Consider the following 18,869-nt stretch of genomic DNA (forward strand, 5'->3'; position numbering starts at 1 on the left):
TAGCGGCCGGCAAAACGGGCCCTCTCGCGGCTACCGCAGACTTGACGTCGGTCAAATCCGCAAGCCCGGAGTGCCTGCGGCACCGATGTCCACGCCCCGGACAGCAGCCCCTTATGCGGCAAGATCGGCGCAGACGGCGGCACGCAGATCTTCCGCATAGGCGCCGTTGCAGCCTTCCATGGCATTGTTGGAGAGGCTGACGACCGTCACACCCTGATCCGGCAGGATGAACCAGGTATTGCCGTAAACGCCGCCCCATTGCACCGCACCCGCCGGAAGCGCCGTCATGGCCGCCGCCGGATCGGTGATGATCGCGCCGAAATAGCCAAAACGCTGGCCGGGATTGCCGGGCACATCGCCGATCTGGTTGGAAAGGCCAGCCTCGGCCATCTCGCGGGAAAACAGCGGATCGCCACCCGTGCGGACCGTCTCCAGAAGCCGCATCACATCGCGCGCCGTCCCCGCCATGCCGGCACCGCCGGACTGAAAGGCCCGATCGTTGAAGATGCGGGAGGGTGAAAAGTAGGCTTCAAAGCCGGTATCGTTCTGCGCATGCCAGGGATCGGGCATGCGCACCGGGCCATCGGGTGCATCGGCATAGGCGACCGCCAGCCGCGAAAGATCCGTGACACGGAAACGCGCATCCCGCATCTGCAGGGGCTCAGCCACGTAGCGGACGACGGCATCTTCCAGCGTTGCGCCATGCACCCGCTCCAAGACGGCGCCCAGAACATCGATGCTGGTGGAATAGGCCCATTGTTCACCCGGGCGGAAGGCAAGCTTTGCGCCGCTCAACCGCGAAAAATTTTCCTCCAGCGACACGTTGGTATCGCTAAGCCCCTGATTGACGACGCGATCGGGCGCAAGCCGCTCCAGGCTCGCATCATAGGCAAGGCCGGATGTGTGGGTGATGAGGTGCCGGACACGAAGATCAGCCGGCGTTCCATCCGGATCGAGCGGCACAAACCACGGCAGGTGATCCGCCACCGCATCATTCAGCGTCAGCAGACCCCGCTCGACCATGGCAAGGGCGGTCGCCGCAACGATAGGCTTGGTAACCGAGGCATAGCGGAAGATCGTATCGATGCCGACCGGCACACCGGCCTCGCGGTCCTGATAGCCGACGGCGCGCTCCAGAACGGGCACACCATCGCGAAAGATCAGGACCACCGCACCGGTGATGCGGCCGCTGGCTGTCACCTGGTCGAGAAGACGATGTACACGATCCATGGCCATGGCCGACACTCCTGCAAAAAACTAAGGACGGATCATGTCTCCATGATCCGTCCCTTGAGTTCAAGCAGAGAATGTTGCTCTTAAGCGACGGCGCGGGCCAGTGCGCAACGCGACCAGAGCTGGTGCAGGGCGCCGACCAGATGCTCGATATCGGCATCCGAATGCAAAGGCGTCGGGGTAATGCGCAGGCGTTCTGTCTTGCGCGGCACCGTCGGGTAGTTGATCGGCTGCACATAGACGTCGGAATGATCCAGCAGCAGGTCCGAGATCCATTTGCACTTGGCCGCATCGCCCACCATGACCGGCACGATATGGCTTGGATTGGTCATGTGCGGAATGCCGCGGGCATCGAGCGACGAGCGCAGCTTGCGCACGCGGTCCTGATGGCGGGCGCGCTCGAACGGGCTGTTCTTCAAATGGCGGATTGAGGCGACGGCACCGGCGGCAAGCGCCGGCGGCAGGGCCGTGGTGAAGATGAAGCCGGAGGCAAAGGAGCGGATGAAATCGCACACGGCATGCGAAGCGGCGATATAGCCGCCCATCACGCCAAAGGCCTTGCCGAGCGTGCCTTCAATGATGGTGATGCGGTCCATCAGGCCTTCGCGTTCGGCAATACCGCCGCCGCGCGGACCATACATGCCAACGGCATGCACTTCATCGAGATAGGTCATGGCGCCGTACTGGTCGGCCAGATCGCAGATCTCGCGAATGGGCGCGATATCGCCATCCATGGAATAGACGCTTTCGAAGGCAATCATCTTAGGCGCCTTCGGATCGGCAGCCTTCAGCTTTGCTTCCAGATCGTTCAGATCGTTATGCTTCCAGATGACGCGTTCGCACTTGCCGTGGCGAATGCCCTCGATCATCGAAGCATGGTTCAGCGCATCGGAAAAAATGATGAGGCCGGGGATTTTCTGGCCCAGCGTGCCAAGCGTTGCCCAGTTGGACATATAGCCGGAATTGAAGATCAGGCCGGCTTCCTTGCCATGGAGATCGGCCAGTTCCTGTTCCAGAAGAACATGGTAGTGCGTGGTGCCAGAAATATTCCGGGTGCCTCCCGCACCCGCGCCACAGTGATCGATGGCCTCTTTCATGGCCTCGATCACGGCCGGATGCTGGCCCATGCCGAGATAGTCATTCGAACACCAGACGGTGACGTCCCGCTTGCCTTCCGGCGTATGGCGGGTGGCGCGGGGAAATGCGCCGCGGTGTCTTTCGAGGTCCGCGAACACGCGGTAGCGGCCTTCCTGATGAAGGCTGTCCAGCTCGCCCTTGAAAAATGCCTCGAAATCCATTCTCACACTCCAGAATCTGGCATTGTTTTTCGGTCCTCGGCGCTTTTGCGTCAACCCCGGCGGGTACGATTCCGTACTACCTGCGGCAATTGGACCGTTTTTTTGAATTATTCCAATTTGAATTTATAGAACCATCGATAAGAGAAAGTTGATTTGCATCAAGAGAACGCAAAAAGGGGGCGGCCGAAGCCGCCCCAGTTGCTCGCCTTGGAAGCTTAGCCGGCCGCGATGACGGCGCGTTTGGCCATGACCCGCACCAGATTGGCGCGGTATTCGGCGCTCGCATGCATGTCCGACATGAGGTCCGCCGGGTCGATCGAAGCCGCCTTGGGTGATTCGGGCGACCAGTCGGCCGCAAGGGCCGCCTCGATCGTTTCGGCGCGAAACACGCCGTTCGATCCGGCCCCCGTCACCGCAACCCGCACACCGCCTGCCGCTTTTGCAACAAAGACACCGGTGATCGCATAGCGCGAGGCCGGGTTGCGGAATTTCGCATAGCCTGCCTTTTCGGGCGCCTCGAAGGAGACGGCCGTCACCAGTTCGCCCTCTTCAAGCGCTGTTTCGAAGAGGCCCGTGAAGAACTCTTCGGCCGGAATTTCGCGGCGGTCGGTGATGATCGTTGCCGCAAGTGCCAGCATGGCGGCCGGATAATCGGCCGCCGGATCGTTGTTGGCAATCGATCCGCCGATCGTGCCCATGTGGCGCACATGCGGATCACCGATCATGGCGGCAAGCTCGCAGATGGCCGGACAGACCGCACGAACGGCCGCAGACGAGGCCACATCCGCATGCGGCGTGGCACCGCCGATGCGCACGGTGTGGCCGTCCACGGTGATACCCTTCAGGGCAGCGATATGGCGCAGGTCGATGAGGTCCGAGGGAGCGGCAAGCCGCTGCTTCATCGTGGCGATCAGCGTCATGCCGCCGGAGAGGTAGCGCCCCTCGTCATGAGAGGAGCGCAGGTTGACCGCCTCATCGACCGAGGAGGCGCGGTGGTAGCTGGTGGCATACATGGTCGTAATCTCCCCGTCCCTATTCGGCCGCCTGGCGCATCTGCCCATCCTGCAAGGCACTCCACACCTTGAGCGGCGTGGCGGGCATGTGCAGGTGGTTGATGCCGATGGCGTCGGTGATGGCATTGATCAGTGCCGGCGGCGAGCCGATGGCGCCGGCCTCGCCGCAGCCCTTGATGCCGAGCGGATTGCCCGGGCACGGCGTATTCTGGTGCGAGAGCGTGAAGGAGGGCAGGTCGTCGGCGCGCGGCATGGCATAATCCATGTAGCTTGCCGTCAGAAGCTGGCCGTTCTGTTCGTCATAACGCACCTCTTCCAGAAGCGCCTGGCCGATGCCCTGGGCAAGCCCGCCATGCACCTGCCCCTCGACGATCAGCGGATTGATGATGTTGCCGAAATCATCCGCTGCGACGAACTGCACGATCTCCGTCTTGCCGGTTTCCGGGTCGATTTCGACTTCTGCGATGTAGCAGCCGGCCGGGAAGGTGAAGTTGGAGGGATCGTAGAAGGCGGTTTCCTTGAGGCCCGGTTCCATGCCCGAGGGCAGGTTATGGGCGGTATAGGCGGCGAGCGCCACCTGGAACCACGGCAGGCTCTTGTCGGTGCCGGCCACTTTGACATCGCCGTTTTCGATGACGATGTCGCTCTCATCCGCCTCCATCAGGTGGGCGGCGATCTTCTTCGCCTTCATCTCCACCTTGTCGAGCGCCTTGACGATGGCCGACATGCCGACGGCTCCGGAACGCGAGCCATAGGTGCCCATGCCCATCTGCACCTTGTCGGTATCGCCATGGACGATGTTGACGCTCGCAATCGGCACACCCAATCGATCGGCAATCAGCTGGGCAAAGGTGGTTTCATGACCCTGGCCGTGGCTGTGCGAGCCGGTCAGCACCTCGATCGTGCCAACAGCGTTGACCCGCACTTCCGCCGATTCCCAGAGACCGACGCCGGCGCCGAGCGAACCGACCGCCTGTGACGGCGCAATCCCGCAGGCCTCGATATAGCAGCTCATGCCGATGCCGCGCTTCATGCCCCGGCTCTCCGCCTCGGCGCGCCGGGCGGCAAAACCGTCCCAATCGGCCGCCGCAAGGGCGGCATTCAGCGAGGCATCATAGTCCCCGGCATCGTAATTCATGATGACCGGTGTCTGGTGCGGGAAGCTGCGGATGAAATTCTTGCGCCGAAGCTCTGCCGGCGACAGGCCAAGCTCGCGGGCGGCCACTTCCATGGTGCGTTCCAGGAGATAGGTCGCCTCCGGGCGCCCGGCCCCGCGATAGGCATCGACGGGCACGGTGGTCGTGTATACGGTGCGGACATTGGCGTGGATCGCCGGAATGTCATACTGGCCAGACAGAAGCGTCGCATAAAGATAGGTCGGCACCGCCGAGGAGAAGAGCGACATATAGGCGCCGAGATTGGCGATCGTGTCGACCTTCAGGCCGATGATGCGATGGTCCTTGTCGAAGGCCATCTTCACCTTCGATACATGGTCGCGGCCATGGGCATCGGTGAGAAAGGCTTCGGTGCGGTCCGAGGTCCACTTGACCGGCACGCCGGTTTTCTTGGACGCCCAGAGACAGACGATCTCTTCCGGATAGATATAGATCTTGGAGCCGAAGCCGCCGCCGACATCGGGTGCGATGACACGCAGCTTGTTTTCCGGGGCGACATTATAGAAGGCGCTCATCACCAGGCGCGCCACATGTGGGTTCTGGCTGGTGGTGTAGCAGGTGAAGTGGTCTTCCGCGGCGTCATAGATGCCAAGCGTGGCGCGCGGCTCCATCGGGTTCGGAGACAGGCGGTTGTTCAGGATCTCGATTTCGGTGACATGGGCTGCCTGCGCAATCGCAGCATCGGTTGCGGCCGGATCGCCGATCTGCCAGTCGAAGATGAGGTTGCCGGGCGCTTCCGGATGGATCTGCGGGGCACCGGGCTGAAGCGCTGCCACGGCACTGGTCACGGCCGGCAGCTCCTCGTAATCGACAACCACGGCTTCCGCTGCGTCACGCGCTTCGCCCGCACTGTCTGCCACGACGATTGCCACCGCATCACCGACATAACGCACGATATCGATGGCGAGTGGACGCCAGGCGCCCATCTTCATCGGCGTGCCGTCCTTGGAATGGATCATCCAGCCGCAGATGAGATTGCCAATGCCGTCCGCCTGCAGCTGGCGACCTTCCAGCACGTCGATGACGCCGGGCATGGCGCGTGCGGCCTCGATGTCGATGCCGTTGATTTTCGCATGCGCGTGCGGGCTGCGCACGAAGGCTGCAAACTTCATGCCGGGCACGACCATATCGTCGGTATAACGGCCCTTGCCGGTCAAAAATCGCTTGTCTTCCTTGCGGGCGACGCGCGCACCAATGCCTTCCATTCCCATTATCGTCTCCTCCCGAAACGAGCGAATAGTGAGTAGCGAATAGCGAATAGGGGAGAGGGAACGCGACGGGCCGCCCAGCAGCCGACTATTCGCTACATCCTATTCGCTTCTGTCTATTCAGCCGCCTGGCGCGCTGCGCCCTGCATCTCTTCATTGGCCGCCAGCACCGCCTTGACGATGTTGTGGTAGCCGGTGCACCGACAGATATTGCCGTCCAGCTCGTGGCGGACCGTGTGTTCGTCCAGATCACCGCCATGGCGGGCAATCATGTCGACGGCGGTCATCACCATGCCCGGCGTGCAGAAGCCGCACTGCAATCCGTGATGCGTATTGAAGGCGGCCTGCACCGGGTGCAGTTCACCCTGCCCGGCGATCCCTTCGATCGTGGTGACGGTGGAGCCCGCGGCCTGAACCGCCAGGATGGAACAGCTCTTCACCGAGCGACCATCCAGATGCACCACGCAGGCACCGCACTGCGTGGTATCGCAGCCGACATGCGTTCCGGTCAGCCCCAGTTTCTCGCGGATGAAATGCACGAGCAGCGTGCGATCGTCGCACTCCCCCGACATCGCCCGGCCGTTCACCGTCAACGTCACTTTCGTCATGATGTCCTCCCTGCGCCTCCTCAAGCACTGACGTGTCTCCTCAAACACGTTGCCGCATCATTTGCCTTTTTTGACCGCCGATCAACCGATACTTTTTGCGCAAAGGCGTTTGCGAGAGCATGAGATTGCCACTTTGTTAAATAAAGCTAAAGTGTGCGGCTGGACTTCCAGATCCCGAATCCTACTCTCACCTGCAGCGGGTTAACCCGGCTGGCCGGGAGGGCGAAGACAAGCTTCGGAACGACCAGCGCAAGTGACAATGTGGAGAGAGTAATGAAAAAGGCTTTGGTGCTTATTTTGGTCGGCCTGTCGGTGGCTGGCTGCACGCAGACGGAAAAGGGTGCCGGTATCGGTGCCGGCACAGGCGCCATCATTGGCGGCCTGGCGACGGGCAATGTGCGGGGCGCCGCAGTCGGTGCCGCCATCGGTGGCGTATCCGGCGCGGTGATCGGCTCGGTCTCGGAACAGCCGGGCCAGTGCTACTACCGTGACCGCTATGGCAACCGCTACGTAGACCGTTGCCCGCGCTGAAGCGCCACGCCTTCACCAGGTGAACACGCGATGCCCCGGGCCTGTGCCCCGGGGCTTTTCGGTACAGAATGTGACATAAAATCAGTACCGCCGATTGATTTTTCAGTTAAATTAGCAGAACATGGAACGGGCGATGATGCCCCGCAGGGTGGGACGCCAAACTGAGTACGAGTAACGACATGCCCGGGCCGCGACGCGCAGTGGCGTATCGAAAGGCCGGCGTCGCAGCTTTCCTGGCAGCGATGATTGCGGCATGGCCGGGATTCGCCCCTGAGGCGCTCGCCCTGAAGATCTTCGGCCTGACCCTGTTCGAAAGCGACGAGGACAAGGTCGATGTCATCGACCCCGTCCGTTATACGGCAAGCCTCGACACGACCTCCGCCGACGGCAACCTCAAAGACAGGCTCAACACCGCAACCGCCCTGGTCAACGATGAAAAGCAGCCCGTCTCGGGCGATCTTGGCCTGGTCATCAAGGCGCGCGAAGACCGGGAGCGCCTGGTGGCGGTGCTCTACGAGGAAGCCCGCTATGGCGGCGTGGTGCGCATTACCATTGCCGGCACCGATCTCGACCGCCTGCCGCCCACGCCGAGTTTCGACCATAGCCAACCGGTGCCCGTCACTGTCACCGTGGAGCCCGGTCCCGTCTTCACGCTCGGCAGCATTTTGCTTGAGGGCGATGCCGCAGGCCTTGATCCGGAGGTCTACGATCTCAAGACCGGAGGACCCGCAGGCTCTTTGCGCCTCATCAAGGCTGGCGAGCGCATCGTGCGGGACCTGAAGGCGCAGGGGCGGCCATTGGCACAACTGACCCGGCGCGATGTCATCGCCGATCACGCCACCCACACGGTGGCCGTGACGATGAGCGCCAAAAGCGGACCGATTGCGCCACTGGGCACAATTACCGTCAAGGGATCGCGGGCCGTCTCCTCCGATTTCATCCGGCGCTACTCGCGCCTCGATGAGCGTCAGGATTATTCTCCCGAGCAGTTGCGCAAGGCGGCGGAGCGTCTTCGCGAACTGAGCGCGCTGGCAAGTGTCACCGTGCGCGAGAGCGACACGCTTGCCCCGGACGGTTCCCTGCCGCTGACCATCGAGGTTTCGGAAGGCAAGTTCCGCTATTTTGGTGCAGGCGCCGAATATTCCTCGATCGACGGCGCGGGACTGTCCGGCTACTGGGGCCACCGCAATCTGTTCGGCGAGGCCGAGCAGTTGCGCATCGAAGGCAATGTGTCCGGCATCGGCGCCACGACCGATTACACGACCTTCGACTACACAGCCGGCATCTATTTCACCAAGCCGGGCGCCTACCTGCCCCGGATCACGTTCGATGCAAGCCTTGTGGCCAAACGCGAGACGCCCGATGCCTATACCGCCAACTCGGTCACGGCGCTTGCCAAACTATCCTATGAGCTGAACGACCGCGATACGGTGAGCGGCGGCGGCGAAGTGGCCTGGACCGAGGCTGAGGACGCGTTCGGCCGGAACACATACCTGACATTTTCAACGCCCTTTACCTTCGAGCGCGATGGCCGCAACAATAAGCTGGAGCCGACGGAAGGCTACCGCCTGACGGCCAATGCGACGCCGAGCTATGAGGCCTATCGCGGCACACTCTTCTCGTCTTTCGAAGGCTCGCTCTCGGGCTATCTCGGCCTTGGCGACAGCGACCGGCTGGTGCTGGCCGCGCGTGTGGCCGGCGGCTCGGTGATCGGCGCAGACAGTCTTGTCGACATCCCGACGACGCGCCGCTTCTTTGCCGGCGGCGGCGGCTCGGTACGAGGCTACGCCTTTCGGGAAATCTCTCCTTACAATAGCAACAACGAGGCGCTTGGCGGCAAGTCCTATGCGCTCGCCTCGTTCGAGGCCCGGCTGAAGGTGACCGAAAAGGTTGGGATCGTTCCATTTTTCGACGTCGGCAGCGTCTCGACCGAAATCGTGCCCGATTTCTCCGATATCCGCATGGGCGCCGGCATCGGTGTGCGCTATGCAACACCCTTCGGCCCGTTGCGACTTGACGTTGCTCTTCCGCTGAACCGCTATGATGGCGGCAGCCAATACGGTATCTATGCCGGCATAGGACAATCATTCTGATGTCGCGCAAACGGAAAGTTCAGGATAATCACGTCCCGAAGGAACAAGGATGAACCCGGGTCCATGACATCATCGTCCCGCAAGACGGCTGGAATAGCGCGCGCAGTGCTGCTTTTGGCAGCGCTTCTGCTCGTGGCTGCGCTGGGCTTCGTGATGTTCCTCGGTTTCGTGCCTGCCGGCAACCGTCTGGCGGGGCAGTTTGCCTCCTCGCTCTTGTCCTCGCCGGGCCAGACCATCAGCATGTCCCCGCCGCGCGGCCTGCTGACCGGCCGCCTGAGGATCGACAACCTGACGGTATCCGATGTCAAAGGCGTCTATGCGCAGGCGCATGACATCGATGTCGACTGGTCGCCGTTGTCGCTCCTGAAGCGGACCTTCCACGCAAGAACCATTGCAATCGCCGGCGTCGAGGTCTCGCGTCCGCCCGTGCCGGTCAAGGCGCCGCGCCAGCAGACCCGCCAGAATTCCGGCAGCGGTTTTTCGCTGCCCGTCGCCATCGATATCGACCGCATCAGCCTTCCCGACATCATCCTTGCGCCGGCCGTCACCGGGCGCAGCTTCCAGATTGCGGCGGAAGGCTCGGCGAATGCGACCGGCGAGCGCGTGGCCCTCAAACTGTCGGCCAACCGCAAGGATGCTCCCAATGCGCTTGCCAAGGCTGACCTTGTCTTTGCACCGGGACAGAACGAACTGAAACTGCAGGCTCTGGTGGCCGAGCCGCAGGGCGGGCTTCTGGCGCGGCTGCTGCACCTTCCCGGCGCCCCATCGCTGGCATTGGCGCTGGACGGCCAGGGACCGCTGTCGAGCTGGAGCGGACAGCTGCGCGGCACGGTGAACGGCCAGCCGGTGATCAGCATGGACGGCCGGCACACGCTGACGGCAGAGGGCCGCCATCAATTGCAGATCTCGGGTGGCGGGCAGCTGGCGCAATTGCTGCCGCCAACGCTTCGCCCGCTGTTTGCCGGCCGCACGGATATCAATGTCGGTGCGCTGATCAGCCCGAATGGCCGTATCGAAATCAGCAAGAGCGAGCTTACGACCGGTGCCATGCGGGTTGCCGCCTCCGGCGCGCTCGATCCGTCCGGCGACAACAGCCTGATGGGCAGCGCGACAGCCATCAACGGCGCGGTTGCGATGGAATGGCCACTGGAAGACGAGCCGCTGCGCTTTGCGCTCGACAACCTGAATTTCACACTGACCGGACCGGCCGAATCCTCCCGTTTCAATGCGACGGCCGCCTTGAAGTCCATTTCCACCGCGGATGCGCGTTTCGGACAGGTGCGGGTGCAGGCGGAAAGCGAAGACCTCAATCTGCGCCAGTGGGCCGGCAGCGTCCGCACGCGCCTGTCCGCAGCAGAGGCCAATTTCACCGATCCTGATCTCGACCGGTTGATCGACGGACCGATCCGGCTCGATGCGCCGATCCGGCTTGCGCTGCCGGCCATCGGCCTTGATGCCTCGACGTTCGAAAGCGGCAATATTTCCGGTACCATCAGCGGCGCCTACAACCTATCGCAGCAATCCGTCACCGGCAATGTCCGCATGTCACTCAATCCTGACGGACTGCCGGAGGTGGCAGGGCAGTATCTCGACGGCATGGTCGGGGTTGAGGGTTACATTGACGCCGTCATCGGCGGGCGCATGAGCCTGGAGAACCTCGTCGTCAAGTCGAGCCTGCTGGAAGGTCACGGCAATATTCTGCTGAAGGACGGCAAGCTGGAAGCGCACCTGGCCGGGCGCGCGCCGGATCTTTCCAAGCTGCGGCCGGACGCCAAGGGCGCGGCCGGCTATGACGTGGTCCTGTCCGGACCGATCGAGGCACTTGGCGCCAAGGCCGCCATCAATGCGGCGGAAGCCCGTTTCAGCGGCCATCTGTTCGAGGGCATCAGCCTTGCATTCCAGGGGGTCGTGACGGGCAAGGAGCCCAATGGCGCCCTGCAGGCGACGGGCCGGGTGGATGGCAAGCCGATCAATCTCAAGACCCAGATCCGCCAGAAGGACGAGCTCGTTTCGCTGGGCGACATGCTGCTGGAAGCCGGCAGCAACCGTGTGAGCGGATCTCTGACGTTTTCCCGCGACTATCTGCCCGCCGGCCGGCTGGAGTTTGCGCTTCCGGATGTCGGGCTTCTCACGGCATTTGCCGGCCAGCCGGCAAGCGGCGATTTGTCCGGCACGCTTGATCTCTCCAATTCAAACGGCGTCTTGGCCGCCAAGCTGGACGCATCCGGCCAGTCTCTCACTGCACAGGGTGTTATGCTGGAGAAGCCGGTTCTTGCGCTGTCCAGCAGCAATGTGAAGACGCTTGCGGCCGATGGCACGCTTCGCGCAGCCCGCGTTGCCCTTGGTGCGCAGGCCATTTCCGATGCGGTGGTGACCCTGAAGCAGGACGGGGCGCTGACCGGGCTTGATCTTGCCGCCAGCTATGCCGGGGCGCCGCTTGCGCTTGCCGCACGGGTGGATCGGTCCGACAGCAACGCCATGCTCGTTGCCATGGATCGGTTTTCGGCGGCACCGGGCGGTGTCGATCTTCACCTGAAGGAGCCGGCCTCGCTGCGCATCGCTGGAGGCCGAACCGAAATCGGCTCCGTCAAGCTTGCCGTCGGTGCAGGCACCGTCCTCGTCGATGGCAGCGCCGGCCAGCAGTTGAACATTGCCGTCAGGGCAAGTGACCTGCCGGCACAACTGGCCAATGGCTTTGTCGAAGGACTGGGAGCCTCGGGGCGCATGGGCGGCGCCGCAACGGTCAGCGGAACAGCCGCTTCCCCGATCGTTCGTTACAGCGTCAACTGGGAAGAGGCAGAGCTTGCCGAGACCCGTGCCCGCAGCATTGCCCCGCTATCGATCTCCGCGCGTGGACAGTTCCAGAACGGGACCGTCACCATCGATCACGCCGGCCTCGAGGGCCAGGACGGGCTGGATGTATCCGTAAATGGTACGGTCGCCGTCAACGAGCCGCGCCGTATCGTCATGCAGGCGGAAATCGGCTCGCTGCCGGCAGCGCTTGCCAACAGCCTTCGCCCGCAGCTTGCCGCCAAAGGCACCGTGAAGGGCAGCGGCCGGGTGACCGGCACGATCAGCGAGCCGGTTGCCGATTTCAACCTCGCGCTCGGCGGCGCATCGACGGCTGAAACCCGAAGCGCCGGTCTGAGCGATCTTGCCGGTCAGATGAGCGGCCATTTCGAGCAGCGGCTTCTCAGCATCGGCGACCTGTCGATCTCCGGCCCGCACGGCCTCTCCGTGACGGCCGCCGGCACAGTCGGTCTCGATGGCGGCCAGCCGGTCACGCTTCGCTCCACGCTTACCAATGTTCCGGCCGGTCTGGTCAATGCCGTGCGCCCGGACTTACAGGCTGAAGGCACTCTGTCCGGCACCCTGGCCGCCGGCGGAACGCTTGCGGCACCACAGGCCGATTTCGATCTTCAGCTCTCCGGAGCATCCGCCGAAGCCACCCGGGAAGCCCGTGTCGGCCCACTCACCGTTTCTGCGCGCGGTCGCTATGCCGATCAGCTTCTGACCCTGACAGAGGCCAGGCTTTCCGGCGAAAACGGGCTTTCGGCTGCCGCCAACGGCACGGTTGGGCTGGGCAGCGACGGCGCGCTTGCCCTGTCGGCACAGTTTGCGGCCCTGCCTGCAGCACTTGCCAATCTTGCCCGGCCGGGACTTGCTGCAAGCGGTACGGCGAGCGGGACGATTTCGGCAAGCGGCACGCTCGCAGCACCGGTTGCGACCTATGACGTGACCGTCGCCGATATCGCCACCACCCAAAGCCGAAGCGCGGGCGTCAAGGCGCTGGATCTTCGCGCTCTTGGTCGCTACGAAAACGGCGTATTGACGCTCGAGCAGACGCAGCTCAGCGACCCCTCCGGCCTCTCGCTCACCGCATCGGGCCGGGTGATCCTCACCGGACCGCAGGCGCCGGCGCTCGATCTCAACGCTGATATCCGCGCCCTGCCCGCCAATTTGGCCAATGCCTTCGTGCCGGGCCTCGACGCCGGTGGCGTGATCTCGGGCACCGTGGCATCCACCGGTTCTCCGCAGGCACCGGCCACCCGGTTTGATCTCAAATGGCAGGATGCCCAGACGCGGCAGACACGAAACGCCGCCCTTGCCGGCCTGGAAGTTGCGGCACGCGGCACATTTGCCAACAATATCCTCACCCTTCAGCAGGCGGGCCTGACCGGCCCCTCCGGTCTCGCCGTCTCCGCAAGCGGCACGGTCGGCCTCTCCGGTGACAAGGCGCTTGATGTCTCGGCAACCATCGCCTCGCTGCCGGCAAGCCTGATCAGCGGCTTTGTTCCGGATGTCGATGCAGGCGGCACTTTGTCGGGGACAGCAGCCTTGAGCGGCACGGTCGCGGCACCCGCGGTCAAATACGATCTGCAATGGGCAGACGGCGTCATCCGCCGCCAGGGCGATGCCGGGATCTCCAACCTGACGCTGAAGGCTGCCGGCAGCTTCGAGGGCGGCCGCCTGACCCTCGGCACGACCCGCCTGACCGGACCGCAGGGCCTGTCGATCAGCGCGAGCGGCACCGTCACCACCAATGAAAATGCGCCGCCGATCCTCAATCTGAACGCCGATATTGCCGCCGTTCCCGCACGCCTTGCCAATGCCTTTGTTCCGGGTCTTGGTGCCGCAGGCACAGTGTCCGGCAAGGTGTCCGCCCTGCCCGGCGGAGGTGCAAACGGCGCGCGCTTCGATCTCACCTGGGCCGACGCGGCCCTTGCCCAGACGACGAGCGCCGGGGTTCCGCCTTTCCGCATCACCGCAAACGGCACGTTTGAAAACAATCGGGTCGCCTTCGAAACACAGCTTGGCGGCGCAAGCGGCCTTTCCCTGCGCGGAAGCGGCAGCATAGGGCTTACGGGCAACCGGCCGCTCGATCTGCGCGTCGATGGCACCGTGCCCTTTGCTCTACTTGCCGCGCAGCTCTCCGCGCAGGGACTGGTGCTGGAGGGAAATGCAAATGTGAACGTGGCCGTCGGCGGAACAGCCGCCGCTCCCTCCGTGACCGGCAGGGCCTCGACCTCTGCCGCACGGCTCGTCGATGTGACGCGCAATCTTGCGGTGAACGGCATTGCCGGCTCGGTGGAGTTCAGCCGTGACCGGGCCGTCATCTCTCGTCTGTCAGGCACGTTGTCGACCGGAGGCACCGTCACCGTCAACGGCTCCGTCGGGCTTAACGAGGGCTTTGCGGCAGACCTCGATATTGCCCTTGCCAATGCCACCTATGTCGACGGCAACCTGGTGACGGCAACGGTCAACGGTGCGCTCAACCTGTCAGGCCCGTTGCTGCAAGGCCCGAAACTGTCCGGCAATGTGACGCTGCTGAAAGCCGATATCACGGTTCCCGCCAGCCTTCCCTCGTCGCTGGCCGAACTCAACGTCAAGCATCGCAACGCGCCTGCCGATGTGCGAGCCCTCCTTGCGAGCCTTCAGCCGAAGGAGGGGTCGAAGACCAGTGCCGGGATCGCGCTCGATCTGACGATGACCGCCCGAAACAGCATTTTCGTGCGCGGACGCGGCATTGACGCGGAGCTTGGCGGTTCGCTGACCATTCGCGGTTCGTCCGCCGAACCGGTGGTGACCGGAGGCTTTGAAATGCGCCGCGGCCGGATCATCATTCTGACCAAGCGGCTCGATTTTTCGACCGGCAAGATCACCTTTGGCGGCAGTCTCGTGCCGGTTCTTGATCTGGTGGCGAGCACCGCCTCCGACCAGACGACGATCAATATCACGGTGACAGGACCGGCCAACAATCCGGACATCGGCTTCGGCTCCTCTCCCTCCCTGCCGCAGGACGAGGTTCTGGCGCGGCTGATTTTCGGCCAGTCGATGTCCCGCCTTTCGGCCCTGCAGATCGCTCAGCTTGCCGATGCGGTCACCCAGCTTGCCGGCGGTGGCTCCAACTCCCTCCTGCAGACGCTGCGCAGCGGCCTCGGCGTCGATGATCTTGACATCAACACGGATGAGAGCGGCCAGACATCGGTCTCCGTTGGGCGCTACATCAACAACCGAACCTATTTCCAGCTGGAACAGGGTGGCAGCAGTGGCGGCGCAAAGGCCTCGATCAATCTCGATGTCGGCCGCGGCGTAAAGCTCAAAGGATCGGCCGGAAGCGAGGGCGGCTCTGCCGGCGTGTTCTACGAGCGCGAATATTAAGAGCGTTGACACGTTAGGCGACAGCCCCCTCGGCACGTTCATCAGATCACGCCCCAGCAGCCCCGAAATCTGATCCGCCTTCACGGATATCTGGTGCGTTCACCGGCCTATTAGATTTGACGTATCTTTAACGGACGACAGCTACATTCAGTGCAATTGCTCGTGCGCTGGGCAGTGACCGCTGCAGACGCAGCGCTGTCTTTCGATCCGATAGAGGTAATAGAATGCCCCCCAGTTTCCTGCCGACAAGCAACGCCAGCAACCTGCTTTCAGCGATCGGCCGTTCGCAGGCCTTGATCGAATTCGACCTTACGGGCCGGATCCTCTCGGCAAATGAGAACTTCTGCCGTGCGCTCGGCTATACACTGGCGGAGATCAAGGGAAAGCAGCACGCCATGTTCTGCGAGGGCGCTTATACACGGTCCGAGGATTACAAGAATTTCTGGGCAAAGCTTGCGCGCGGCGAGTTCCAGGCTGCCGAATTCAAGCGTATCGGCAAAGGCGGCAAGGAGGTCTGGATCCAGGCCTCCTACAATCCTGTCACGGTGCGGGGCAAGGTCGTCAAAGTGGTCAAGATCGCGACCGATATCACGGCCGCCAAGCTGAAGGCGGTTGAAGACGCCGGCAAGATCACTGCGATCTCGAAGATCCAGGCCGTCATCGAATTTACACCGACCGGCGACATCCTCACCGCCAACGAGAACTTCCTCACCTGTCTTGGCTACAGCCTCAGCGAGATCACCGGCCGCCATCACAGCCTATTCGTCGAGCCAGCCTTTCGCGACAGCACGGACTATACCACCTTCTGGAAGAAGCTGGCCGCAGGCGAGGCCATTGCGGCGGAATTCAAGCGCATCGGCAAGGGCGGCAAGGCTGTCTGGATCCAGGCCTCCTACAATCCGATATTCGACAGCAACGGGCGCGTCTTCAAGGTCGTCAAGTTTGCCACCGACATTACCGAGCGTGTGCGCGCCGTGGACGATATCGCAGGCGGCCTCACCGCGCTGTCGCAGGGCGATCTGACGCACCGCATCACACAGCCCTTCATCCCGAGCCTTGAACAGATCCGCACCGACTTCAACGAGTCGATGGAGAAACTGCGCCTGGCGATGCAGGTGGTGGGAGAGAATGCCGAAGCGATCGCTGCCGGTTCCGAACAGATCCGTCAGGCATCAGACAGCCTTGCCAAGCGCACGGAACAGCAAGCCGCTGCCGTCGAGGAAACCGCAGCCGCCCTTGACCAGATCACACAGACGGTGGCAACCAGCGCCAAGCGGGCGGAAGAGGCCGGTCAGCTGGTCAGCCGCACCACCGCCGGCGCAACCCGTTCCGGGGAAGTCGTCTCGAACGCCATATCCGCCATGGGGCAGATCGAAAACTCCGCCGGCGAAATCTCCTCGATCATCGGCGTCATCGACGATATCGCGTTCCAGACCAACCTTCTGGCGCTAAATGCCGGCGTCGAGGCCGCGCGTGCCGGCGAAGCCGGCAAGGGCTTTGCCGTCGTCGCCCAGGAAGTGCGCGAGCTTGCCCAGCGTTCGGCAAAAGCCGCCAAGGAAATCAAGGCCCTGATCAATACGTCCAGCCAGCAGGTGCTCCAGGGTGTTTCCCTAGTCGACGAAACCGGCAAGGCGCTGCAATCGATCATCGCAGAGGTAGGCGACATCAACGGCAATGTGGCCGCCATCGTCGAAGCCAGCCGCGAACAGGCAGGCGGCCTCAAAGAAATCAACAAGGCACTGAACCAGATGGACCAGAACACGCAGCAGAATGCGGCGATGGTGGAGGAGTCTTCCGCCGCCAGCCACAATCTGGCACGCGAGGCAGAATCGCTCAGAAATCTGATTTCGCGATTCAGTTTTGGGAAACAATATTCCGCTAAGGTAAGTCTTGCGCGACCCGATGCACGCCCCGTCGCATCCCCGGCACGCTCACTCATGGCGAAGGTTGCACGCACCAATTCCGGTGGTGCCGCGGCCGCTCAGGCATCGGAAAGTTGGGAAGAATTTTGATGGCGACGATGATCAATTCCACAAGCTACAGCGGTGAGATGCTCGAGATCATCGCGTTTCGCCTCCACGATCAGGAATTCTGCGTGAAGACGACGACGATCCGCGAAATCCGCGGCTGGGCACCGTCCACGCCGATCCCGCATGCCCCGTCCGACGTGATCGGCGTGATGAACCTGCGCGGTTCGGTCATTCCGATCATCGATCTCGCCTACAAGCTCGGCATGAAGAGCACGGTTGCCAACGAGCGTTCGGCCATCGTCGTTGCGGAAGTGCACAACATGGTCATCGGCATGCTGGTCGACCGCGTCTCCGACATTCTGACGATTCCGTCCGATCAGGTGCAGCCTGTGCCGGAAGTTTCGGCCTCCTTCGACAAGTCTTTTTCGGAAGGCATCATTGCCAATGAAAACGGCATGATCTGCTTCCTGAACCTCTCCAAGATGTTCAAGGGCAGCGATCTGGAAGATATGGCCGCCTGATTTTTTCAGGCAGCAGGTACGTCTTTGCAGGGGCAGCGCGGGAGACCGCGGCTGCCCTTTTGCATGATCGCCCGCCACGCCGCGCTCCAGACTTCTTGATCTTGGCGGACGGCTGAACTACCAGACGGATCATCTTTCAAAGTTCAGGGACATCCCATGCGCCTGCTCCTCATCCACACCGGCGGAACGATCGGCATGGCAGAAGGGCCGGACGGACTTCAACCGCAGCCGGGTATCGTGGAGGCGGCCGTGGCCGATCGCCTGCCAGAGGCAACGACGCTCCTGACGCATGTGTTCAGCCCCCTCCTCGACAGCGCCGATGTCGGCCCTCAGCACTGGAACGAGATGCTGGACGTGATTTCCGCCCATCCGGACCTTCCCGTGATCATCACGCATGGCACCGATACGATGGCGTTTACCGGTGCGGCCCTGGCTCAGGCTCTGGCAGGCGAGAACCGGTGCATCATTCTGTGCGGCTCGATGGTCCCGCTTGGAGAGGGCGGCGATGCAGAGGAGAACCTGACGCTTGCAATCACGGCCGCCTGTGCGGGAGGCTCAGGCGTCACGCTTGCCTTTGCCGGACGCCTGATGCCGGCAGGCGGGCTTGTAAAGCACGACAGCCATGCCCATGACGCCTTCCGATCGCTGCCGCAGGACGCAGCCGTCCCTCCCCTTTCGCGCCGCTTCGACACCCGCCGCTTCGGCGTACTGACGCTTTCGCCGGGCATGCCGGCTGACCTCATTGCCGCCTCACTCTCCGTTCTCGATGGCGCCGTGCTCAGGGTGTTTGGATCGGGCACCGCCATGAACAATCCGGCGATCCTGTCTGCCCTCCAGAAGGCCGTGGCATCCGGCAAGCGCATCCGGGCCGTCAGCCAGTGCGAGGCCGGCGGCCTGGAGCCCGGCGCCTATGCAGCCGGTGCCGGCCTTTGGAGCACGGGCGTTGAAAACGGTGGACGCCAAACGCCGGAAGCAGCCCTTATTCATCTCTGGCTGAACTGACCGCATCGGCCGGAGGCCGGAAAGACAAAAGGCGGCCCGAAGACCGCCTTTCACA

The 18,869-nt window shown here is 63.0% G+C and carries 11 protein-coding genes; 6 read left to right on the top strand and 5 right to left on the bottom strand.

The genetic code is table 11. The features are described from left to right. Window positions 1–111: 111 nt before the first annotated feature. The 5 genes from J2858_RS15895 to J2858_RS15915 form a co-directional block, all read right to left on the bottom strand. Window positions 112–1,236, bottom strand: a complete 1,125-nt coding sequence (locus J2858_RS15895) for a serine hydrolase domain-containing protein (RefSeq protein WP_210105804.1) — start codon at window positions 1,234–1,236, stop codon at window positions 112–114. A gap of 80 nt (window positions 1,237–1,316) precedes the next feature. Continuing rightward, a complete protein-coding gene (gene hemA / locus J2858_RS15900; protein ID WP_210105805.1) occupies window positions 1,317–2,531 on the bottom strand; it encodes a 5-aminolevulinate synthase in 1,215 nt (404 codons plus the stop codon). A 215-nt stretch (window positions 2,532–2,746) separates the two neighbouring features. Then, complete coding sequence (locus J2858_RS15905; protein WP_210105806.1) at window positions 2,747–3,544, bottom strand: FAD binding domain-containing protein; 798 nt, start codon at window positions 3,542–3,544, stop codon at window positions 2,747–2,749. Between the two features lie 19 nt (window positions 3,545–3,563). Then, window positions 3,564–5,930, bottom strand: a complete 2,367-nt coding sequence (locus J2858_RS15910; RefSeq protein WP_210105807.1) for a xanthine dehydrogenase family protein molybdopterin-binding subunit — start codon at window positions 5,928–5,930, stop codon at window positions 3,564–3,566. A gap of 113 nt (window positions 5,931–6,043) precedes the next feature. Continuing rightward, a complete protein-coding gene (locus J2858_RS15915) occupies window positions 6,044–6,535 on the bottom strand; it encodes a (2Fe-2S)-binding protein (protein ID WP_210105808.1) in 492 nt (163 codons plus the stop codon). A 273-nt stretch (window positions 6,536–6,808) separates the two neighbouring features. On the opposite strand from J2858_RS15915, the gene J2858_RS15920 reads away from it, so the two are divergent. From J2858_RS15920 to J2858_RS15945, 6 genes are all read left to right on the top strand, one after another. Then, window positions 6,809–7,066 carry a YMGG-like glycine zipper-containing protein gene (locus J2858_RS15920; RefSeq protein ID WP_210105809.1) on the top strand — a complete coding sequence of 86 codons (258 nt, stop codon included), beginning with the start codon at window positions 6,809–6,811 and terminating at the stop codon, window positions 7,064–7,066. Window positions 7,067–7,245: 179 nt separating this feature from the next. After that, entirely contained in the window at window positions 7,246–9,159 is a 1,914-nt protein-coding gene (locus tag J2858_RS15925; protein ID WP_210105810.1) for an autotransporter assembly complex protein TamA, read from the top strand. Between the two features lie 63 nt (window positions 9,160–9,222). After that, window positions 9,223–15,321, top strand: a complete 6,099-nt coding sequence (locus J2858_RS15930; protein ID WP_210105811.1) for a translocation/assembly module TamB domain-containing protein — start codon at window positions 9,223–9,225, stop codon at window positions 15,319–15,321. A 224-nt stretch (window positions 15,322–15,545) separates the two neighbouring features. Next, entirely contained in the window at window positions 15,546–17,333 is a 1,788-nt protein-coding gene (locus J2858_RS15935; protein ID WP_210105812.1) for a methyl-accepting chemotaxis protein, read from the top strand. Next, window positions 17,333–17,812: a chemotaxis protein CheW gene (locus tag J2858_RS15940; protein ID WP_210105813.1), complete on the top strand. Its 480-nt coding sequence runs from the start codon at window positions 17,333–17,335 to the stop codon at window positions 17,810–17,812. Before J2858_RS15935 ends, J2858_RS15940 begins: the two co-directional genes overlap by 1 nt. A 156-nt stretch (window positions 17,813–17,968) precedes the next feature. Further along, window positions 17,969–18,814, top strand: a complete 846-nt coding sequence (locus J2858_RS15945) for an asparaginase (protein ID WP_210105814.1) — start codon at window positions 17,969–17,971, stop codon at window positions 18,812–18,814. Window positions 18,815–18,869 lie beyond the last annotated feature (55 nt).

The sequence above is a fragment of the Neorhizobium galegae genome, assembly GCF_017877135.1.
Classification (GTDB): Bacteria; Pseudomonadota; Alphaproteobacteria; order Rhizobiales; family Rhizobiaceae; genus Neorhizobium; species Neorhizobium galegae_A.